Raw genomic sequence first — 20018 nt, forward strand, 5'->3', positions numbered from 1 at the left:
CCTCCTAGCGGTGATACGGCATGTATGTTTTCACGATGGCTTCATCCGCCGCGCAAAGCGTGGTCGTGCCACGTGCGTTACGAATGAATTTCTTCGTGCGTTTGATCATGCCGTGGCGTTTGCCGGCCTGAGCGGCAACAATGCGACCCGTCGCAGTTACCTTGAAGCGCTTCTTGGCGCTCGATTTGGTCTTCATCTTGGGCATTTCAATCTCCTGTCAGGATGACGCATTCAAGCACGACTCGGCAGCCCTTTCGGCCGGTCGCACCGGTGGAGCGCGCCTGATACTAGGCGCGCGGGGCTTTTGCAAGCCCTATCAGAAGGTTCTGCCAATCAGTTTGAACAGGGCATTGGGCACATCGGCGGGCATCATGCCGCCCGGTTGCAGCGTATTGGCATAGACCAGCAGGCCGCCGCCAACCGCAAAGATCAGCACACCAACCCCGATGGGCTTGCGCGTGGTGACCGAGGCAAAGAATTTGATAAGCCCGATGATCAGCAGAAAGCTGCCACCAAGAATGAAGATTTCATAGTCTGACATAGCAGCCTTCCCCCCATATCGCCGTTATTCGACTTCCCCGGCGAAAATAAGCTCTTCCTGCACAGGCGCAACGCGCAAGATATTCGTGCTGCCGGGTGTATTGAACGGCACACCCGCTGTCACCACGATCTTGTCGCCATCCACGCCGAACCCATAGGCACGCGCCGCGCGCACTGCAAGCACAACGGCCTTCTTGAAGCGGTCAACCTCTTCGGTGACAACACAATGCAGCCCCCAGGACAGGGCCAGCCGCCGCGCTGTGCGCATGAGCGGGGTCAGCGCGATGATCGGCACGCTGGGGCGTTCGCGCGCGGCCAGCAGCGCCGTGGTGCCGGAATGGGTGAAACAGGCAATGGCCGAAACTTCGGTGGTTTCGGCCACTTCGCGGGCGGCCACGGTAATGGCATCGGCCACGCGGTGGCGCGCCGGTGTGCGGCTGGCTTCGATCACCTGGCGGTAAATCGTGTCGGCCTCAACCGATTCTGCGACATTGCTCATCGTGGTCACGGCCTCGATCGGGTAATCGCCGGCGGCACTTTCCGCGCTCAGCATCACCGCATCGGCGCCCTCATAAATCGCCTGTGCAACATCGGAAACCTCGGCGCGGGTCGGCACGGGCGACGTGATCATGCTTTCCATCATCTGCGTGGCCACAATCACCGGCTTGCCGACATTGCGGCAGGCGCGCACCAGCCGTTTCTGAATGGGCGGCAGCGCATGAACGGGCAGTTCCACGCCCAGATCGCCGCGCGCAACCATGATCCCGTCCGAGGCGGCAAGAATATCGTCAAACGCCTTCACGGCGGCGGGTTTTTCGATTTTCGCCACAATCGCGGCGCGGCCTTTTACCAGCGCGCGCGCCTCGGTCACATCGGCGGCGCGCTGCACGAAAGACAGGGCCAGCCAGTCAACGCCAAGCTCGCAGACAAATTCCAGATCCGTGCGGTCTTTGTCCGACAGGGCGGCCAGCGGCAGCACCACATCGGGCACATTCACGCCCTTGCGGTTGGAGATTTCGCCCCCAACCTCTACCACGGTTTCGGCAAAATCATCGCCGCGCGCGGTCACGCGCACGCGCAGTTTGCCATCATTGATCAGCAGGTTGGAACCAACTTCGAGCGCTTGCAGAATTTCCGGGTGCGGCAGGTTCACGCGCCGCGCATCGCCAGGGGCTTTATCAAGGTCAAAGCGGAACGGCGCGCCTTCTTCCAGCATTTCACTGCCATTGGCAAAGGTGCCGCAGCGCAGTTTTGGCCCCTGCAAATCGGCCAGAATCGCAATCGGGCGGCCACGTTCTGCCTCGATCTCGCGAATGAAGGCGTGGCGCGCGCGAATTTCTTCATGGCTGCCGTGGCTCATGTTCAGACGAAACACATCGGCCCCGGCCATGAACAGATTGTCGATCATTTCCTTGCTGCTGGATGCGGGCCCCAGCGTCGCTACGATTTTGACATTGCGCTTACGGCGAATGTTGTCGGTCATTCAGGTCTGCTTTCACTCAAAATTTGGGGCCTTACCGCCTTATAGCGCAAGGATCGGGGCTTGTCCGAATAAATTCTGATGCGCCGCCGAGGCTTGCAAATTGCCGCGCCAATGCCCAAAACAAGCGCAAAGCTGCAAGGATAATCCATGTCTGAACCCGCCGTCTTTGCCGAAAACCAAGAAGGTGCCGCGCCGGTTCTGGTGCTGTGCGACCATGCAACAAACCGTGTGCCGCCTTGCGTGAACGGTGGCAGCCTTGGCATTTGCGCGGCCGATATGAACCGGCATATTGCCTTTGATATCGGGGCCTTGGCGGTTGCGCGCCTGCTGGCCGCCACGCTCGATGCCCCGCTGCTTGCAACGAATTTTTCGCGCCTGGTGATCGACCCGAACCGTGGCGAGGATGACCCGACCCTGCTGATGAAGCTGTATGACGGCACGATCATCGAAGGCAACCGCCATGCCGATGCCACCGAAAAGCAGCGCCGCCTTGATGCCTTCCACCGCCCCTATCACAACGCGATTTCCGCGCGGCTGGAGGCGTGGTTGAATGCGGGCATAACGCCTGCTGTCATTTCCATCCATTCCTTCACCCCGCAACTGCGCGGCCGTGGGCCAAGGCCTTGGCATATAGGGGTTTTATGGGATGAAGACAGGCGCATGGCGCAACCGCTGATCGAGCAGCTCAGCGAGAATCCGGCGCTGGTTGTCGGCAGCAACGAGCCCTATGCCGGCTCGTATCATGGCGATACGATGTATTTTCACGCCACCCGGCGCGGATTGCCGCAAGTCCTGATTGAGTTGCGCAACGATCTGATCGAAACCGAGGCCGGGCAGGCACAGTGGGCCGGGGTGCTTGCGCCGGTTTTATCTAATATTTTGAAAGGGTTAGACTGATGGATACGCAAACCGAAATTGAACTGCAAGCCGCGGCCTTCCGTGCCCTGCGCGACCATTTGCAGGCCCGCACCGATGTCCAGAATATCGACATGATGAATTTGGCGGGGTTTTGCCGCAACTGCCTGTCGCGCTGGTATCAGGAGGCCGCCGAGGCACAAGGCATTGAAATGGATAAGGAAACCGCGCGCGAAGCCTTTTACGGAATGCCCTATTCTGCATGGCGCGACCGCTACCAGACCGAGGCGACCGACGCCCAGAAAGACGCGTTCAAGACCAGCCATGCGGCGCATGGGTAACGTTCCTTTCTGACATTTTGCGCTTGTTAAAGTTACATTGTAACGCTAAATCTGCCGCCAGAAGTTACGTTGTAACCGCATTTTCGTGCATTTTGGGGGTCAGATAGTGACATATAAGCGCCGTTTCGGGACCGTTAAGGCCGGTTTTTGGTGTGTTTGCGCACCGGTTTTGGCGGCGGCAATGGCCGTCCCGGCGCTGGCCGAACCGCTGAACATCGTCACCAGCATCACGCCCGTGCAGGGGATTGTGGCAGACATTTCCGCCGGATTGCAAATGCCCGAGTTGCTTGTCCCGCCGGGGGTTGATCCGCATGATTTCACGCTGCGCCCAAGCCAGATTCGCGCGCTCCAAACGGCCGATATCATCGTGCTGATGGGCAACGGGATGGAGCCGTGGTGGGATGGCGTTGCGGACCAGATCGGGGCGGATACCGATGTGATCGTGCTGGGCCGCCTGCCACTGATTGGCCGCAGACTTTTGCCCATGCGCGGCGCGCAGAACGCGTTCGATCCGCATATCTGGCTCGACCCCGACATTCTGCAAGGCCTGGGGCTGGTGCTGGCCGATGTGCTGGCCGAACGCGACCCGGCGGGGCGTGCGCGCTATCTGGCAAACCGCGAGCAGATGCGCAGCGCGCTTGCCGCCGCGCGCGCCGAAATTGACGCGCAGCTTGCACCGCTTGCGCCGGTGCAGCTGGTGATGGGCCACGATTCGATGCAGTATTTCGAAACCGCTTTTGGCCTGCAATTTGCAGGTGCGCTTTCCGACGGGTTCGGGCAGGATGCGGGTGCGCAAAGCCTGGGCGCAATCGCGGCAATGCGCGGGCCGGCCTGCCTGGTGATTGACGTGAACGAAGCCAATGCCCAGGGCCTGGCCCTGCTGGGCGATGCGCCGGTCGTGCGGCTGGACCCGCTTGGCGCCAACCTGTTGGAGTCGGACAATTTTTCGGCCAGTCTGCTGCGCAATCTGGCCGCGGAACTGCGGGGTTGCGCGCCCTGATCAGCGCGCAGCCTTGCGGCTTTCCTCGATATAGAGCGCGCGCAGTTTCTGGCTGATCGGGCCGGGCCTGCCGGTGCCGATTGCCACCCCATCCACCGACACGACCGGGCAGAGCAGCGAACCGGCCGAGGTGATAAACGCCTCTTGCGCGGCCTGGGCCTCGTGAATGGTGAAGGGGCGTTCTTCCACCTTCATCTGCACCTCGGCGGCATAGCGCATAAGGGCTGCGCGGGTGATACCGTGCAGGATATGCGTGGACAGATGACGGGTGACAAGCGTGCCATTCGCGGTGATGATCCAGGCGTTGTTCGAACTGCCCTCGGTGATGAACCCCTCTTCCACGAACCAGGCATCATCGGCCCCGGCCTGGCGGGCGATGTCCTTGGCCAGTGCCGCGCCGAGCAGTTGCGTGGTCTTGATGTCGCGCCGCCCCCAGCGAATATCGGGCGCGGTGACAACCGCGATGCCGCGCGCAGCACTGGGCATATTCACCAGATCGCGGGCCTGGGTGAAGGCCACAACCGAGGGGGCAAGCCCGGCGGGCCACAGAAAATCGCGGTCATGCGCGCCGCGCGTGACCTGCAGATAGATGCCGCCTTCGACGAGCGCATTGCGGCTGATCAGCGTGCGGTGCATGGCTTTTAGCGCGGCATCATCCAGCGGCGCGGGAATGCCCAGCGCATCGAGCGAGCGGGCCAGCCGCGCCATATGGCCGGGAAAGTCGCACAGCTTGCCATCCAGCACCATTGTAACTTCGTAAACCGAATCCGCCATCAGAAAGCCGCGGTCGAATATCGAGATTTTTGCTTCGTCTTCAGGCAGATAGCTACCGTTGACATAGGTAATGCGGCCCATTTCACCCCCTTGCGGCTGGCGGCTGGCCCCAAAAACCAGGGGCTGCCGGATGCACCTGCGCACCCTCGTATTCCAACCCATTAAACCGGTCGGCGCGCAGCCACAAGGGGCCGTCGAGATCGGCAAATTCCGCGCCCTGCGCCACAAGCAGCGCGGGCGCAATGGCGCGGGATGTGCTGATCATGCAGCCAACCATAATGCCAAACCCCTGCGCGCGTGCAGCCGCGCGCAAGGCCAGCGCCTCGGTCAGCCCGCCGCATTTATCGAGCTTGATGTTGATGAGGTCGTAAAGCCCCGCCAGCGCGGGCAGGCTGGTGCGGTCGATGCAGCTTTCATCGGCGCAAAGCGGCACGGGGCGGGGCTGGCCGCGCAAAGCCTGCTGCGCGGCGGCCGGCAAAGGCTGTTCGATCAGCGCCACGCCAAGCTGTGCGAATTGCGGCGCAAGCGCCAGATAGTCGGCCAGCGTCCAGCTTTCATTGGCATCAACGACAAGCCGCGCGCCCGGCGCGCCCTTATGCACGGCGGCAAGCCGGTCAAGATCGCCCGCACCGCCAAGCTTGACCTTCAGCACCGGGCGGCTGGCGGCGGCAATCGCGGCGCGGTGCATTGCGGCTGGCGTGTCAAGCGAGATGGTCAGCAGGGTGGTGACAGGCTCGGGCGGCGCAAGCCCGGCAAGCTGCCAGACGGGCCTGCCGGCCTGCCTGGCGCGCAAATCCCATAGCGCGCAATCCAGCGCGTTGCGGGCCGCGCCGGGTGCAAAGGTTTGCAGCGCGTCGGGGCCGGGCATTTCAGCCAGCGCGATGGCTTCGATTTGCGCCAGAACGCTCTCGGGGCTTTCGCCAAACCGCGCAAAGGGCTGGCATTCGCCCCGGCCAAAATGGGTGCCATCATGCAAGCTGACGGTCACAAGCTCGGCGGCCAGCCGGGTGCCGCGCGCAATGGTAAAGGGCGTTTCCAGCGGGAACCGCGCAGCGCCAAGCTGCACCAGACGCGGGCGCATCAGCGCAAATAGGCCACCGGCGCGTCCGGATCCTGCTCAAAATCGACCGGCGGATTGGCAAAGACTTCGGTGCGCCATTTGAACGTATAGGTCAGCACATCGCCATCCGCATCGGCGCGCATGATCAGGCATTTGGCCATTTGGCGCGCGCCGTCATACAGGTCGACATAGCCGCGCAAGGCGGGGGCGGTATCGGCGGCAATGGCAAACCCGTCATCCCATAAATCGAGGATCGGATAGGTCTCGCCATCAACCTGAATGCGCAGCCGGTGCTTGCGCCCAAGGCCACGGCGCTCGGCGCTGCGCAAACCGTCAAGAACCTCTTTGGACAAATACGACATGGGCGACTCCTTTGCCCAAGTTTGGGGCCAGCGGGGTTAACAAATCAAGTGACCTGGCAGAAATATTTATGACATTTGCGCGCGCAGGCGTGATTTTTCGCTAGGAGCCTTTCGAGCGAGCGGCGTAATGTTCGGCCATCACCAGAAGATCGTCGAGCTTGAGTGGCAGATGCATGACCGCGCGCGCATTCGGCACAAGGGTAAACACCGCCGAATCGCTGACAAAGCTCGGGGCGACGGTAACGATCACCGGCAGATCGGGCAGGCGCAGAGCCAGATAATCGGCCAGCGCAATCGCGCCATTCTCCGGCAGATCAAAGGCCAGGATGAGAATATCGAAGCTGTGGAAGCGCAAAAGCTGGAAGGCCGCATCAACAGCCGGCGCCAAAGAGACTTCGGCACCATTCGATGTAAAATGGTCGCTTAACAGTGGGCCCAGATCGGCCTTATGTTCCGCAATAAGAACACGCACAGACTATCCAATTCGAAGATCAAGTTACGGGTTACAAATTAAACAGGCCAACAATATTTTACGAGCGCTAGTTGTGCTTTTCGTGCGACCAAGGTGCTATATAGGACTAAAGGACTAAAAATGACCCATGTTGAAATGCTCGTTTTAGTGCTGCTGGTCGATGCCGCCCTGGGCGATCCGGCCTGGCTATGGGCGCGCATCGGTCATCCGGCGGTGTGGATGGGCAGGCTGATTGCCGCTTGCGAGTCGCGCACGAACCACGGTGCCGGGCGCCGGGCCAAGGGGCTGGTGGTTGTTCTGGGGCTGGTGATTGGCGCCGCAATACTGGGCAGCCTGCTGGCCTGGATCCCGGATTACGGCCTGCTGGAAGTGGCGGGCGGCGTGGCGCTGATGGCGCATCGCAGCCTGCTCGACCATATGCAGGCGGTGCGGCGGGCCTGTGCGCAAGGCATGGATGCGGCGCGCAAGGCGGTGGGCATGATCGTGGGGCGCGATGTTTCCGGCCTCGATGAAAGCGGCGTGGCGCGCGCCGCGATCGAAAGCGGGGCCGAGAATTTTTCCGATGGGGTTGTCGCACCCGCCTTCTGGTTCCTGATTTTCGGGCTGCCGGGCATTCTGGTTTACAAGCTCGTCAACACCGCTGACAGCATGATCGGCCATAAAGACGCGCGCTATGGCGCGTTTGGCTGGGCGGCAGCACGGCTGGATGATGTGCTGAACTATGTGCCCGCGCGGCTGAGTGGCTTGCTGATTTGCGCCACGGGACGCGCGCGCGCCGCGTTTGATGTGATGAAGCATGATGCCGATCTCCACGCCTCGCCCAATGCGGGCTGGCCGGAAGCGGCGATGGCGGGCAGCCTGAACATCGCACTTGGCGGGCCGCGCGCCTATGGCGGCGCGGTGACGCCGCTGCCCTGGATGAATAGCTTCGGGCGGCGCGATTTGACCGCCGCAGATATTGGTGCCGCGATGGGGCGGCTGTGGCGGGCCTGGGCGATTTTGCTGCTGGGGTTGGTGGTGTTGGTCACGCTTGGCTGGTTAACCTCGATCGCCTAAACCCTGCCGCTCGCGTTTGCCGGTGGCGGCGCGACTGGCTCAGAATGGCTGCACCGGTGCGCCCGCGCCGCCTTCAGCCTTGGCGATTTTCAGCAGCGCAGCCAGAAGCACAAAGCTGGGTCGCGGCGCGGGCCTAAAGGGGCATCAGGCACTGCCGCTGGCGCGCCGCCACCGCCAAGCGGCAGCGCGACCTTTCGGTCGCGGCTGCGGCGCGGCAGGCCCTAGCTATTGTCGCGGACCGACCACCAGAACAGCACCATTGCGGTCGCCATCACAAGCGTCGCCAATGCAAGGCGGCGGCGGTCGGGGGCAAAGTCGGGGTGTTTGAAAAACAGCCCGAATGTGGTGACAGAAAGCGCGATCTGGCGGAACATTCCGGCATTCTCAACCCTCGCTTGCGCCTGTGCGCGGCGGCGCAGGCGGAACAGGGTCCAGAACATCAGCCCCGCCCAAAGCGTGAAGGACAGGCTTTGCAGCCCGAGGATGATGCTCTGCGTGGTGGTCATGCGGCCTCGACCTCCTGTTCGATCGCCCCGAAAATCGAATGGCCATCGGCATCTTTCATTTCAATGCGCACCGTGTCGCCCAGGCCCAGAAAGGGCGTGGCGGCGGCGCCGGTATCGATGGTTTCGATCATCCGCAGCTCGGCAATGCAGGAATAGCCCGCGCCACCTTCGGCCACCGGCTTGCCCGGCCCGCCATCGAGCTTGTTGGACACCGTGCCCGACCCGATGATCGCCCCGGCCCCCAGCGGGCGGGTTTTGGCGGCATGGGCAATGAGGCTGGGAAAATCGAAGGTCATGTCCACACCGGCATTGGCACGGCCAAAGGCCTGGCCGTTGAGGTCGACACAAAGCGGCAGGTGCAGCTTGCCATCAACCCAGGCATCGCCCAGCATCGACGGGGTAACGGCAACCGGCGAGAAGGCCGAAGAGGGTTTGGACTGGTAAAAGCCGAACCCTTTGGCAAGCTCGCCGGGGATGAGGCCGCGCAGCGACACATCGTTCACCAGCATCACAAGGCGGATGGCGGCGGCAGCTTCGGCCTTGGAAGCCCCCTGCCGCAGATCGCCGACAACAACCGCAACCTCGCCCTCGAAATCCAGGCCCCAATCATCGCCGCCCAGCGGGATGGGGCCGCGCGGGGCAAGAAACTTGTCGGACCCGCCCTGATACATGAGCGGGTCGTGCCAGAAGCTTGCCGGCATTTCGGCATTGCGTGCCCGGCGCACCAGTTCGACATGGTTCACATAGGCCGAGCCATCGGCCCAGTGAAAGGCGCGCGGCAGGGGCGAAAGCGCGTCGCGTTCATGAAAGCGCACGCTGGGCACCGAGCCGGATTCAAGCCCGCGCGCCACGGCTTCGAGCGCGGGGGCCGCACTTGGCCATTCATCGAGCGCGTTTTGCAGCGTGGGGGCAATATGGCGGACATCGGAACAGCGGGTCAGGTCGCGCGAGACGACGACAAGCGCACCGTCGCGCGTGCCGTTATTGAGGCTGGCAAGTTTCATGAAGGCTCCCTGAATGTGATACGGGTGGGCGGGTCATATATCTGGGCCAGTTTAGCCAGTAAGCCGGGCGTGTCGAGCGGCAATGCGCGACCAGCCGACATGCGCAAGGCCGCGTGACCCCGGCCATGAAACTGGCCGGCCGCATTGGCAAAGACCGGCCGCGCCTATGGCCAGCCGTCGGCCAGAGCCGCGGCAAAGAACGGCTCGGGGCTTTCGGCCTCGACCAGCTTTTTGCCTTCGATCACCCAGAAACGGTTGCCGACATGGCGCACGAAGCTGCGGTCGTGGCTGACCAGCAGGCAGGCGGCGCCTTGCGTGGTCAACTCGGCCTCCAGCGCCTCCTGGCCTTCGATATCCAGATGGTTGGTCGGCTCGTCCAGCACGTAGAAATTTGGCTGGGTGAGGCGCAGCACCAGCATGGCAAGGCGGGATTTCTGGCCGCCGGACAGCGCAAAGATCGGCCCGGTTTGCCGGTCGAGCGCGATGCCCGCACCGGCCAGAAGGCTGCGCGCGCGCTGATCGCCCACATCAAAGGCGCCGGCCACGGCCGCCATTGGCGTGGCGAAACCGTCAAGCTGGGCAAGCTGCTGGTCGGATGCGCCAAGCACGACCGAGCCTGCCATGCGCAGCCCCGTAGCTTCGCCTGACTGCGCGGCCAGCACCGCGGCCAGCAGCCGTGATTTGCCCGCGCCGTTTGCGCCCAAAAGCACCACGCGGTCGCCCTTGTTGACCCAGAGCGTGCCGGTGTTGAACAGCACCCGGCCATCGGGGGTGGCAATGTCGACCCTGTCCAGCGCCAGCAACGCTTTGGCATGGGTGCCGGAATTGGCCAGACGGATATCGCCCGCCGAACGTTCGGCATGGGCGGGCCGTGCGGCGGTTTCGATTTTTTCGGCGCGGTCCTTGAGCTGCCTGGTTTTGGTGATCAGCAGATCGGAGCCGGAATTGATGCCGATATTCTTGAGCTTGGCCGCCTGCTGGCGCAACTGGCGCGCGGCTTTCATGTCGTTTTCAAACTGGCGGGCGGCTGTGGTGTCAGATTCGGCAAGGGCTGCACGCGCGGCGGTGAAGGGCAGTGCGAAAATCTGGCTGGCCTCGGCGCGCAAGAACAGCGTGCGATTGCTGACGGCATCAAGAAACGCCCGGTCATGGCTGGCGATGATGCAGGCCGTGCCGCGCGCCACGGTATCAAGCCAGTTTTGCAAATGCCCGATGCGGCCAAGGTCCAGATGGTTGGTCGGCTCGTCGAGCAGCATCACATCGGGCGCGCCCAGCCAAAGCCGCGCCAGAAGGGCCGCGCGCTGCCAACCGCCAGACAGGGCCGCCAGCGGCAGGTCGCGCAGATCGTGCGGCACGGCCAGTTCATCAAGCGCAACATCGACGCGCCAGCTATCAAAATCCACCTGCTCGGGCGGCAGGGCACCAAGCACGGCATCATAAAGCGGCAACGCCAGCAAATCCGGTGGCACATCCTGGCGAAGCAGGCCGGTTTTCAGCCCGCGCGCGCGCGTAACCTCGCCCGAAGCAGCCTCATATCTGCCGTGCAGAATGTTGAGCAGGGTCGATTTTCCGCGCCCGTTCGCGGCGATCAGGCCGATACGGTCGCCTTTGTTGAGCGTGAGGTTGAGATTGGCGAACAGCATGTCGCCGCGCATGGCGGACAGGGCATTGAGGGCAAGAAGGGACATTCAGGGTCTCATGATCTGGAAATGGCGCGCATATGCGCGATCTGGGGCAGATCAGCCGGTATGAACCCTGATCAGCCCCGCAAACGGATTTGCGGGGCGCGCACAGGGCCGCGGGTTCGGTCGTGGTAACGGCTTGGCACTGAACCCCCTTTTGTGGCGAATGGTTGAGACGGGGGCAAGGTTAAGGGAATGAATGACATCTGGCAAGGGCGCGAAAATAGTAGGATGTCGCGCTTGGCCCTGCTAGCCTTGCCAGAAAGGCGAAACAAAGGAGGCAGGCCATGTCGGTGTTAATTGACCCGGCCCGGAGCGACGATGATATTGCCGAAGTGACCCGGCTGGCATGGGAATTCGTCGCGTTTCTGAAAGATCGCTATCCTGAACGGATTGCGCAGATCGATGAATATCTCGAACGTCAGAGATTTGTGCAAATGCTCGCGGATTTTCGCAGCTATTTCAACCCGCCTAAAGGTGAATGCGTTCTGGCGCGGCTGGAGGGCGTGGGTGTGGGCATTGTGATGCTGAAACCCGTGCAGGGTGAATTATGCGAGATGAACAGGATGTTCGTAACGCCGGAAGCACGGGGGCATGGCGTGGGACGACGTTTATGCACAACGCTTTTTGACCGCGCCAGGGCGCTTGGCTATCGGCAAATGCGGCTGGGCGCGCTCGATCGGCATGACGAAGCGCTTGGGCTTTATCGCTCGCTTGGGTTTGAGCCTGACCCGGAACCGGATGAACATGCCGCCAATGTGCTCGGGGTTATCAGCTTGCGCATGCGTTTGCTTTAGCGCACCGCCCCCGTTTAGCGCGCTGCCCGTGTCGAGTGCGTCGCCCCTCCCCCCCGTTTAGCGCGTCGCCCCTATGACAAACGCCGTCCCGGGCTTGACCCGGGACCTCCTAAGGGCGGCAAGAGGTCCCGGGTCAAGCCCGGGACGGCGCGGTGTGGTGTGCGGTGCGCTGTGCCGCGCAGTGCGGTGTGACGTGCTCAAGCCAATGCTGCCCTTGCTTTTTCGGCAAGCTCATACGCAAGCGAATAGCGCGCCCGCAATACCCACATGGCCGCGCTTTTTCCTTCGGGTTTATTGACGGCTGGCGGCGGCGATGGATGCCAGCCCGATCACTCCAAGCCCGCCGCAATCGCGCGGAACATGGCGATGTTGCGGTTCATCGCATCGCGGCTTTCGTCGCGGAAATTGCGATCGGCGGCGTTCAGCGCGATGACCACGCCGCGCCGCTGGTCGATATAGATATACTGGCCATAAATACCGATGGCGAAAAATTCTCCCGGCTGGGCATCGGGTGGCAACCACCATTGATAGCCATAGCCACGCGGGTCGCCCGTGGCATCGGCGGGCGCCGTATTGGCGGTGGAGGCGGCGACCCATTCGGCGGGCACAAGCTGGCGCGCGCCCAGACGGCCCTGGTTGGCAAACAGCAGGCCGAAGCGGGCATAATCGCGCGTGCGCATGTTGAGCCCGCCCAGCACGAAGGCCACGCCATAGCCATCGGTCAGGTAATAGGCCGGGCCTTCCAGCCCGATGGGTGCAAGCAGTTTCTCGCCCATCAGATCGACCACCGAGCGCCCGGTGGCGCCACGAATGACCATGCCCAGCACATGGGTATCGATCGAGGTATATTGGCGCGCTGATCCGGGCGCATGGGCCGACCCGTTCAGCGCGGCGGCAAAGCCGTCCATCGACCAGCCAAGCGCCAGAACGCGGCCCATCTTGTTGATATCCGACCAGAAATCCAGATAGTCTTCGTTGAAGGCCACGCCCGATGACATTTGCAACACATCGATGATACGCGCGCCGTCATAGGCGCTGCCAACAAGGGCGGGCACAAAATCGGTGACGGGGGCGTTCAGATCGGGGATCGTGCCTTCATCCACCAGAATGCCGAACAGGGCCGACAGGAAGCTTTTGGCCACCGACCATGAAATGCGCACATCATCCGGCCCGGTGCCAAGCGCATAGGATTCATGGGCGATTGCGCCGTCCTTCAGCACGACCAGCCCGGTATAGCTGCTGTCTTCCAGCCAGGCCTGCAAGGGCACGTCCTGCCCGTTGAAGGCAAAGCTTTCGGGCAGGGGTGCAGGGGCTTCGGGCAGGGGCTGGGCATTGCCAGTGAGCAGCGGCGCGCTTTCAAAAGCCGCATCCATCTGGCTGAAATTGGCAACGATCCTGTCTTCGTCAAACAGGGTGACAACCGCAACCAGCCGGCTGATCCGCCCCCAGTTGAAGGTGAGCAGAACCACCAGAACCAAGACGATAAGAATGAAGATTTGCTTGATGCGGCGCATGGATGCTCTCTTGTTTAGACGTTTCGCACAGACTAGCTTTTGAGCAGGGCTTGGCAAGACAGGAGCGCCCGTCATGATACGGCTGCACGATTACTGGCGGTCATCCGCCGCTTACCGGCTGCGCATTGCGCTGAACCTGATGGGCGTGGCGTATGAACAGGTGGCGGTGAACCTGCTGGCGGGCGCGCATAAAACCCCCGCGCATCTGGCGCTGAACCCGCAAGGGCTGGTGCCGGTGCTGGAGATTGACGGGCTGGTAATGACCCAGAGCCTGGCGATTATCGAATATCTGGACGAGGTTCACGCAGCCGGGTTTTTGCCCGAACACCCCGCCGGGCGGGCGCGGGTGCGCGCGCTGTCTTACGCCATTGCAATGGAAACCGCGCCGATTTGCAACCTGTCGGTCCGCACATTTGTGGAGCAGGAAAGCGGTGGGAAGATCAGCGCCGATGCCTGGCAATTGCGCTTCATCACCAGGGGGTTGGCGGCGTTCGAGACGATGCTGGCCACGGGCGCGGGCGATTATTGCTATGGCGACAGGGTGAGCATGGCCGATATCTGCCTTGTGCCGCAGCTTTACAATGCCCGCCGCGCGGGGGTGGATTTGAGCGCGATGCCGCAGCTTTGCGCGATAGATGCGCGCCTTGCCGCCCTGCCCGCTGTGGCCGCGGCCCTGCCGGAAAACAACGCACCTTAACGCCAGGTCGCGCGCGCATTGCATTGACCTTGGCGCTGGGCGGCGTAACCTGCCCATAAACGCATTCGGGAGATGGCACATGGCAGATGATATCGTAATTCTGGGCGGGGCGCGCACCGCGATTGGCACTTTTGGTGGCTCACTTGCGGGCCTGCCGCCCACGCATCTGGCCGCGCATGTCAGCCGTGCGGCAATGGCGCGCGCCGGGGTCGAGCCGGGGCAGATCGGCCATGTGGTGTTTGGCCATGTCATCAATACCGAGCCGCGCGATATGTATCTGTCGCGCGTGGCCGCTGTCGAGGCGGGCATTCCCAATGAAACGCCGGCAATGAATGTCAACCGGCTGTGCGGCTCGGGCGTGCAGGCGATAGTTTCGGCCAGCCAGAGCCTGATGCTGAATGATGCCGATTTCGCGCTGGCCGGTGGCGCCGAATGCATGAGCCGCGGGCCGCATATCATGCAGGCCGCTCGCTGGGGCCAGAAGATGGGCGATGTCACCACGGTTGATATGATGATCGGCGCTTTGCACGACCCGTTTGGCGCGGGCCATATGGGCGTGACGGCAGAGAACGTGGCCGCCGAGCATGGAATTAGTCGCGCGGCGCAGGACGCCTTTGCCGCTGAAAGCCAGCGCCGGGCTTTGGCGGCCATCGCGGCGGGGTATTTCGACGCAGAAATTGCACCGATCGGCGTGAAGCTGCGGCGCGATACGGTGGAGTTTGCTGTGGACGAACACCCCAAAGCCAGCAGCCCCGAAGTGCTGGCAGGGCTGCGCGCGGTGTTCAAGAAAGATGGCACGGTGACGGCGGGCAATGCATCCGGCATCAACGATGGTGCGGCGGCTCTGGTGCTGGGCCGTGCCGATGCGGCCGCGGCGGCCGGGCTGAAACCGATGGCGCGGATTATCGGCTACGCCCATGCCGGCGTGCGCCCCGAGGTGATGGGCATCGGCCCCGTGCCTGCCGTGCAGGCGCTGCTTGCGCGCACGGGCATGAAGGCCGCAGATTTTGACGTGATCGAAAGCAACGAAGCCTTCGCCGCCCAGGCCTGCGCGGTGAGCAAGGAGTTGGGGCTGGACCCGGCCCGCGTAAACCCCAATGGCGGGGCGATTGCCCTTGGCCATCCGGTCGGCGCGACAGGCGCGATCATCACCATCAAGGCGCTGTATGAGCTGAAGCGCACCGGCGGGCGCTATGGGCTGGTGACGATGTGCATTGGCGGTGGTCAGGGCATTGCGCTGGCGATTGAGCGGCTGACCTAGCTACAGCCCTTGCCTGCCTGAATGGGTGGGCAAGGACGGGTCGCATAGGAGCAGAAAACACAGCAATCACCCTTCTTCGGGGTCAGCACAGCGTGGCAGGACTGGCATTCATAAAACCACTGGCAGGCATCTGTTGGCATTTCCTCTTGTGATTCATGGCCACAATGCGGGCAGGTTATTGTTGATTGCAGTTCGATTTGCGGCTTTGTCATGGGCTAGAGTCCTGAAATCAGATAATTGTTGATGCTGTCCTGGTAGAGAACGACAATCCAGGCGATACCCGTCTGGGCTGTCGCACCGAGCAACCACCATTTCAGCCGACCGAGCGCACCGCGCCGCAAAGCCAGATAGTAGGATAGCCCGATGATCAGGCTCGATGCCGCGACAACGTAAAAGCTGACTGCGGCAATTTTTCCGAAGATGGCGAGCCAGCTTCCCCCCATGCCCAGCAGAATGAAAACAACGGGCAAAATGCAGCAAGCCGAGACCCCGACCGATGCCAAAGCCGAGCCATAACTCAATCTCAGCGAATTTTTCATACCAACCTCGCATTCCGTTTCATGCGTGAGTCGGGTATAACTTCTGTAGTAGCTACAGGAGCAAGCAGTTTTTTCATGGCAACAATTGGCGAAGCGGCCCGACGAAGCGGGCTGAGCATTGAGACAATCCGGTTTTATGAGCGTAGCGGCGTCGTTGAGAAACCGGGCCGCAGCGCCAGTAACCGACGCAGCTACTCGCCTGAGCAAATTGGCCGCTTAAGGCTTATCAAACGCTTGCGCGACTTGGGTTTCGGGTTGAGCGACGCGCAGCATTTATCGGTTCTGGCCGCCGATCCCAAAGGCGAATGCCAGTCGGTTCAGCGGGTTGCAGTGATGCATATGGAAACGGTGCGCCAGAAAATCGCCGAGTTGCAGCACCTTGAGGCGGCGCTGGTTGAACTGACTGAGAACTGCAATGCAGGCCGGGTGAACTGCCCGATGCTGGCTCAGTTGCGCAGCGGGTTCTTCTGATACCTCACCCCAAAAACCCCTCCACCGCCGCCTGAAATTCGCGCGGTTTTTCTGCGTGCAGCCAGTGGTTCGCGCCCGCAACGCTTTCGGTTATCGCGTGGGGGAACAGGCGGGTGATGAGCGCCGCGTGGTCGGGTAGCACATAGTCGGACAGGGCGCCGCGCAGGAACAGGGTTGGGCCGGTGAACTGGCCGGAAACCTCGGGCCAGCCGATGATTTTGGGCATGTCGGCCTCCAGCACATCAAGGTTCAGCCGCCAGCTTGCGCCGCCTTCGCCAAGGCGCAGCGATTGCAACAGGAAGCTGCGCAGCATGTCATCGGCCAGATGCGGTTTGAGCTGGGCATCGGCATCGGAACGGCGGGTGGTGGTGGACAAATCGACCGCGCGCATCGCCACGATCTTGTCACCCTGGCTATGGGTATAGGCGACGGGGGCGATATCGGCCACGATCAGGCGGTTGACCAGATCGGGCCTTGTAAGCGCCAGCACCATGCCCGCCTTGCCGCCCATTGAATGGCCCAGCACATCGGCGCGGCCGCCATTTGCCTCTATCACCTCGGCCAGATCACGCGCCATATCGGGGTAGGACTGGCTTGGCAAATGCGGGCTTTCGCCGTGGTTGCGCATATCGACCGCGATAACCTGCCGGCTGGCGGCGAAGCGTTTTTGCAGCACACCCCAGTTGCGGGCCGAACCATAAAGCCCATGCGCGATGATCAGCGGCGGGGTGCCATCTGGCGCGCCTTCGGTAATGAAATTCAGCATGATCAGCCCCTATACAATGAAATTGGCAAGCATCTGGTTGTCGGTGATGTCCTGAAAGGAAAACCCTGCCTCGGCCATGCGCCGGGTGAAGGCGGGAAAGCTGGCCGGGTCATGCGTTTCGATACCGATGAGGACCGAGCCGAAATTGCGCGCCGATTTCTTGAGATATTCAAAGCGGGCAATGTCATCATCCGGGCCGAGCAGGTTGAGGAACTCCTTCAGCGCGCCGGGGCGCTGGGGCATCCGCAGCACGAAATATTTCTTCAGGCCAGCGGAACGCAGCGCGCGTTCCTTCACATCGGGCAGGCGTTCGAAATCGAAATTTCCGCCCGACACAAGGCAGACAATGCGTTTGCCTGCAATACCTGTCAGGTCGCGCAGCGCATCAATGGCCAAAGCACCGGCAGGTTCCAGCACCACGCCTTCGACATTGAGCATGTCGATCATGGTTTCGCAAAGCCGGTCTTCGGGAATGGCCATGCAGTGATCGGGGGTGAAGCCCGCAAGGGCCGCATAGTTGCGCGCACCGATGCGGGCCACCGCGGCACCGTCAACGAAATTGTCCACTTGCGGCAGGGTAACGGGCCCGCCCGCGGCAAGGGCGGCGGCAAGGCTGGTGGCGCCTGCCGGCTCGACAAACCTGTAGGTGCAGCCATTTCCAAAATAGCGGCTCACGCCGCCCGCCAGCCCGCCACCGCCGATGGGCAGCAAGAGCATTTCGGGCAAGCCGCCAAGCTGTTCGGCAATCTCTGCAGCCACACTGGCCTGGCCGATCATCACCTGTTCATCATCAAAGGGCGGCAGAAAGCGGCCATTGACCTGCGCGCAATAGGTTTGTGCGGCCTTCAGGGCGGCGTCGAAAAAATCGCCCGTCAGGCGGATTTCGATGAAATCGCCGCCAAAGGCGCGGGTCTTGGCAATTTTCTGGTCGGGCGTTGTGACCGGCATGAACACCACCGCCTGCACCCCGAAATGCCGCGCGGCAAAGGCCACGCCCTGGGCATGGTTGCCCGCCGATGCGCAGACGAACGGGCCGGTGGCACCGCCATCAAGCGCGGCCTTCATGGCCGTGAGCGCGCCGCGCAGCTTGTAACTGCGCACCGGGCCAAGGTCTTCGCGCTTGAGCCATATCTCGGCACCAAATCTGGCCGAAAGATACAGGTTATGCTGGAGCGGTGTCGGCTCGAACAATGCGCGCATGGCACTTGTGGCCGCGTCAACCTGTTGGATAAAATCGCTCATTCTTCGGCCGGTTCCGGGGCGACGCATACCTCGAACATCACCGTAAGAATGGAAATGCCCAGCATCGTGACAAACCAGGCCACAAGCGATTCGGCCACCACGGTATAGGGTGTTGTGGGCAGAAGGCCGAAATAGATATTCGACGCCGTCAGCCCGCCGACCAGCAGAAAGCTGCACAGGAAAATCGGCATCCGGATTTGCCGCGTCAGCACCCATGATTTGAGCGGATAGACAGGATATTTGATGGTGGAGGCGGGCAGAACAAGCGCCAGGCGCGTGGTGACGAAGCTGGGGATTGTCGCCAGCAGGGCAACCACAATAACGTAAACCCCCGCGCTCATGCCAAGATTATTGCCGACAAGCTGCCACAGGCTCTGGTCGGACGTATTGAGGATCATATAGATGAGCGGCACGAAAATGGCAGCGGACAGCAGAATGCCGATCAGCCCCAGCAGCACCGACCACAAAAAATAGCGCAGATAGGCGCCTTCGCCGGTTTTGTCGCTGCGCGCCTCATCGGCCAGAAAGATGTTGCGATGCCAGGCCACGGCCACATGCACGGTCATCACCAGATAGAAAACTGCCAGCCCGAAGACCACGATCAGCGTGTCATAGCCCGGCGCGCCATTGAGTTGCGGCAGAACGGCGAAATTCATGGCGACCAGCGCGGCGGGCAGCATCCAGCTCACGACAATCGCCATCCAGAAATTGCGGATAAGCTGCGCAAGGGCATGAAAAAATAGCTGCATCGTGAAATTCCCCCCCTAGGCGTTCAGCGCGCGGCCCTCGACAAGATGGCCGTAAAGCGTGGTCATTACCGAAATGCCGAGCATCGTGAAAATCCAGATCGGCACGGCGATGACAATGCCCAGCAGCGCGCCGCCGGCGCTGTTGGATGGCAGGCCCAGCGCAATGGCCTGTAATGCTGCGATTGCCGCGATCATCAGCACCGATGTGACAATGATCTGCCCGTTCATGGGCGCGGTTCTTTCCCATGATTCACGCAAACCAATGCGGCGGCCCACCGCAATGGCCGGAAAGCACAGCGCAAAGCGGTTGAACATGGTGTTCATGACCACGGCGATGAACAGCAGAATCGGCAGATAGGCCGGGCCGGGGGCGATTGTGCCATCGGGCAGTTCAACCATGAAGGATGCGCCGAACACCAGGCCAGCCACAAGGCTTGCAAAGGTAGAGGCCAGCAGAACGGCAACAAACAGCAGCAGGGCCACGCGCAGCCCCGTCAGGAAATAGGCCTGAAAGCTGCCCGGAGGCGGGTTGAGCGGGTCGGCCGCATCCGGATCGGCCAGAAGAACAAAGCGGTGCCAGGCGATTGCCGTGGTAATGGACAGCGCGATGCTCGCAATGAACAAAAGGCCCTGCACGGCCCCGCCCAGACCCAGCAGCATCAGCAGAGGCGAGGCCAGTGTCAGCGCCAGAAGCAGCTTGCCGACACGCAATGCCTGCGCGAAATTGCCAACCACCTGCCGCCATGAATGAATAAACAGCCGCATTGCCTGCTCCGATCTTGCCTGTAAACCCTTACGCGTTCCCGACTAGCATGATGCAGGAATCGTGGCCAGTCTGGATTGTTGC

The 20018-nt window shown here is 62.1% G+C and carries 25 protein-coding genes; 8 read left to right on the top strand and 17 right to left on the bottom strand.

The window, feature by feature from the left end; all coding sequences use genetic code 11:
- Nucleotides 1-4: 4 nt before the first annotated feature.
- From rpmI to pyk, 3 genes are all read right to left on the bottom strand, one after another.
- Nucleotides 5-205 carry a 50S ribosomal protein L35 gene (gene rpmI / locus LGT41_RS00865; RefSeq protein ID WP_274128110.1) on the bottom strand — a complete coding sequence of 67 codons (201 nt, stop codon included), beginning with the start codon at nt 203-205 and terminating at the stop codon, nt 5-7.
- Between the two features lie 111 nt (nt 206-316).
- On the bottom strand, nt 317-541 hold the full coding sequence (locus tag LGT41_RS00870; RefSeq protein WP_274128111.1) for a hypothetical protein: 225 nt from the start codon (nt 539-541) through the stop codon (nt 317-319).
- Between the two features lie 24 nt (nt 542-565).
- Entirely contained in the window at nt 566-2011 is a 1446-nt protein-coding gene (gene pyk, locus LGT41_RS00875; RefSeq protein WP_274129616.1) for a pyruvate kinase, read from the bottom strand.
- Between the two features lie 159 nt (nt 2012-2170).
- Here pyk and LGT41_RS00880 point away from each other — a divergent pair, with 159 nt between their 5' ends.
- The 3 genes from LGT41_RS00880 (at nt 2171) to LGT41_RS00890 (ending at nt 4219) form a co-directional block, all read left to right on the top strand.
- Nucleotides 2171-2920, top strand: a complete 750-nt coding sequence (locus LGT41_RS00880) for an N-formylglutamate amidohydrolase (RefSeq protein WP_274128112.1) — start codon at nt 2171-2173, stop codon at nt 2918-2920.
- Nucleotides 2920-3219, top strand: a complete 300-nt coding sequence (locus LGT41_RS00885) for a DUF1244 domain-containing protein (protein WP_274128113.1) — start codon at nt 2920-2922, stop codon at nt 3217-3219. Before LGT41_RS00880 ends, LGT41_RS00885 begins: the two co-directional genes overlap by 1 nt.
- Before the next feature lie 181 nt (nt 3220-3400).
- Nucleotides 3401-4219, top strand: coding sequence for a metal ABC transporter solute-binding protein, Zn/Mn family (locus LGT41_RS00890; RefSeq protein ID WP_274128114.1), 819 nt, complete (start codon nt 3401-3403; stop codon nt 4217-4219).
- On the opposite strand, the gene LGT41_RS00895 is transcribed toward LGT41_RS00890, so the two are convergent.
- The 4 genes from LGT41_RS00895 to LGT41_RS00910 all read right to left on the bottom strand — a co-directional run bounded on the left by LGT41_RS00895 (nt 4220) and on the right by LGT41_RS00910 (nt 6887).
- Nucleotides 4220-5074, bottom strand: coding sequence for a D-amino-acid transaminase (locus tag LGT41_RS00895; protein ID WP_274128115.1), 855 nt, complete (start codon nt 5072-5074; stop codon nt 4220-4222).
- Nucleotide 5075: 1 nt separating this feature from the next.
- A complete protein-coding gene (gene dgcA, locus LGT41_RS00900) occupies nt 5076-6074 on the bottom strand; it encodes an N-acetyl-D-Glu racemase DgcA (protein WP_274128116.1) in 999 nt (332 codons plus the stop codon).
- Nucleotides 6074-6415, bottom strand: a complete 342-nt coding sequence (locus LGT41_RS00905) for a hypothetical protein (RefSeq protein ID WP_274128117.1) — start codon at nt 6413-6415, stop codon at nt 6074-6076. Before LGT41_RS00905 ends, dgcA begins: the two co-directional genes overlap by 1 nt.
- Before the next feature lie 100 nt (nt 6416-6515).
- On the bottom strand, nt 6516-6887 hold the full coding sequence (locus LGT41_RS00910; RefSeq protein ID WP_274128118.1) for a DNA-binding transcriptional response regulator: 372 nt from the start codon (nt 6885-6887) through the stop codon (nt 6516-6518).
- Nucleotides 6888-7007: 120 nt separating this feature from the next.
- Between LGT41_RS00910 and cbiB the strand changes: the two genes are divergently transcribed.
- Nucleotides 7008-7943, top strand: coding sequence for an adenosylcobinamide-phosphate synthase CbiB (gene cbiB / locus LGT41_RS00915; protein ID WP_274128119.1), 936 nt, complete (start codon nt 7008-7010; stop codon nt 7941-7943).
- A 221-nt stretch (nt 7944-8164) separates the two neighbouring features.
- On the opposite strand, the gene LGT41_RS00920 is transcribed toward cbiB, so the two are convergent.
- From LGT41_RS00920 to LGT41_RS00930, 3 genes are all read right to left on the bottom strand, one after another.
- A complete protein-coding gene (locus LGT41_RS00920) occupies nt 8165-8449 on the bottom strand; it encodes a hypothetical protein (protein ID WP_274128120.1) in 285 nt (94 codons plus the stop codon).
- Nucleotides 8446-9453 carry a fumarylacetoacetate hydrolase family protein gene (locus LGT41_RS00925; RefSeq protein ID WP_274128121.1) on the bottom strand — a complete coding sequence of 336 codons (1008 nt, stop codon included), beginning with the start codon at nt 9451-9453 and terminating at the stop codon, nt 8446-8448. The genes LGT41_RS00920 and LGT41_RS00925 overlap by 4 nt, the downstream gene beginning before the upstream one ends.
- 164 nt (nt 9454-9617) lie before the next feature.
- Complete coding sequence (locus LGT41_RS00930) at nt 9618-11141, bottom strand: ABC-F family ATP-binding cassette domain-containing protein (protein ID WP_274128122.1); 1524 nt, start codon at nt 11139-11141, stop codon at nt 9618-9620.
- 281 nt (nt 11142-11422) lie between these two features.
- On the opposite strand from LGT41_RS00930, the gene LGT41_RS00935 reads away from it, so the two are divergent.
- On the top strand, nt 11423-11932 hold the full coding sequence (locus LGT41_RS00935) for a GNAT family N-acetyltransferase (protein ID WP_274128123.1): 510 nt from the start codon (nt 11423-11425) through the stop codon (nt 11930-11932).
- Nucleotides 11933-12261: 329 nt separating this feature from the next.
- On the opposite strand, the gene LGT41_RS00940 is transcribed toward LGT41_RS00935, so the two are convergent.
- Nucleotides 12262-13446 (bottom strand): serine hydrolase domain-containing protein, encoded by a 1185-nt coding sequence (locus LGT41_RS00940; RefSeq protein WP_274128124.1) that lies wholly within the window; start codon nt 13444-13446, stop codon nt 12262-12264.
- A 73-nt stretch (nt 13447-13519) separates the two neighbouring features.
- Between LGT41_RS00940 and maiA the strand changes: the two genes are divergently transcribed.
- Together maiA and LGT41_RS00950 are read left to right on the top strand one after the other, a co-directional pair.
- A complete protein-coding gene (gene maiA, locus LGT41_RS00945; protein WP_274128125.1) occupies nt 13520-14143 on the top strand; it encodes a maleylacetoacetate isomerase in 624 nt (207 codons plus the stop codon).
- Between the two features lie 79 nt (nt 14144-14222).
- Nucleotides 14223-15404 carry an acetyl-CoA C-acyltransferase family protein gene (locus tag LGT41_RS00950; RefSeq protein WP_274128126.1) on the top strand — a complete coding sequence of 394 codons (1182 nt, stop codon included), beginning with the start codon at nt 14223-14225 and terminating at the stop codon, nt 15402-15404.
- On the opposite strand, the gene LGT41_RS00955 is transcribed toward LGT41_RS00950, so the two are convergent.
- Nucleotides 15401-15616, bottom strand: a complete 216-nt coding sequence (locus LGT41_RS00955) for a GDCCVxC domain-containing (seleno)protein (protein ID WP_274128127.1) — start codon at nt 15614-15616, stop codon at nt 15401-15403. The genes LGT41_RS00950 and LGT41_RS00955 overlap by 4 nt on opposite strands.
- 3 nt (nt 15617-15619) lie before the next feature.
- On the bottom strand, nt 15620-15943 hold the full coding sequence (locus LGT41_RS00960) for a hypothetical protein (protein WP_274128128.1): 324 nt from the start codon (nt 15941-15943) through the stop codon (nt 15620-15622).
- A 75-nt stretch (nt 15944-16018) separates the two neighbouring features.
- Between LGT41_RS00960 and LGT41_RS00965 the strand changes: the two genes are divergently transcribed.
- On the top strand, nt 16019-16414 hold the full coding sequence (locus LGT41_RS00965; protein WP_274128129.1) for a MerR family transcriptional regulator: 396 nt from the start codon (nt 16019-16021) through the stop codon (nt 16412-16414).
- A gap of 4 nt (nt 16415-16418) precedes the next feature.
- Here LGT41_RS00965 and LGT41_RS00970 read toward each other — a convergent pair whose 3' ends face one another.
- The 4 genes from LGT41_RS00970 to LGT41_RS00985 are packed head-to-tail and all read right to left on the bottom strand — an operon-like array spanning nt 16419 to nt 19936.
- Complete coding sequence (locus LGT41_RS00970; RefSeq protein ID WP_274128130.1) at nt 16419-17180, bottom strand: alpha/beta fold hydrolase; 762 nt, start codon at nt 17178-17180, stop codon at nt 16419-16421.
- Between the two features lie 9 nt (nt 17181-17189).
- Complete coding sequence (ilvA, locus tag LGT41_RS00975; protein ID WP_274128131.1) at nt 17190-18422, bottom strand: threonine ammonia-lyase IlvA; 1233 nt, start codon at nt 18420-18422, stop codon at nt 17190-17192.
- The gene (locus tag LGT41_RS00980; protein WP_274128132.1) at nt 18419-19171 is read right to left on the bottom strand and encodes a hypothetical protein; all 753 of its coding nucleotides are present in this window, start codon (nt 19169-19171) and stop codon (nt 18419-18421) included. The genes ilvA and LGT41_RS00980 overlap by 4 nt, the downstream gene beginning before the upstream one ends.
- A gap of 15 nt (nt 19172-19186) precedes the next feature.
- Complete coding sequence (locus LGT41_RS00985) at nt 19187-19936, bottom strand: hypothetical protein (RefSeq protein ID WP_274128133.1); 750 nt, start codon at nt 19934-19936, stop codon at nt 19187-19189.
- Between the last annotated feature and the right edge of the window lie 82 nt (nt 19937-20018).

Origin of the sequence: Abyssibius alkaniclasticus, assembly GCF_020447305.1 — a bacterium.
Classification (GTDB): domain Bacteria; phylum Pseudomonadota; class Alphaproteobacteria; order Rhodobacterales; family Rhodobacteraceae; genus Abyssibius; species Abyssibius alkaniclasticus.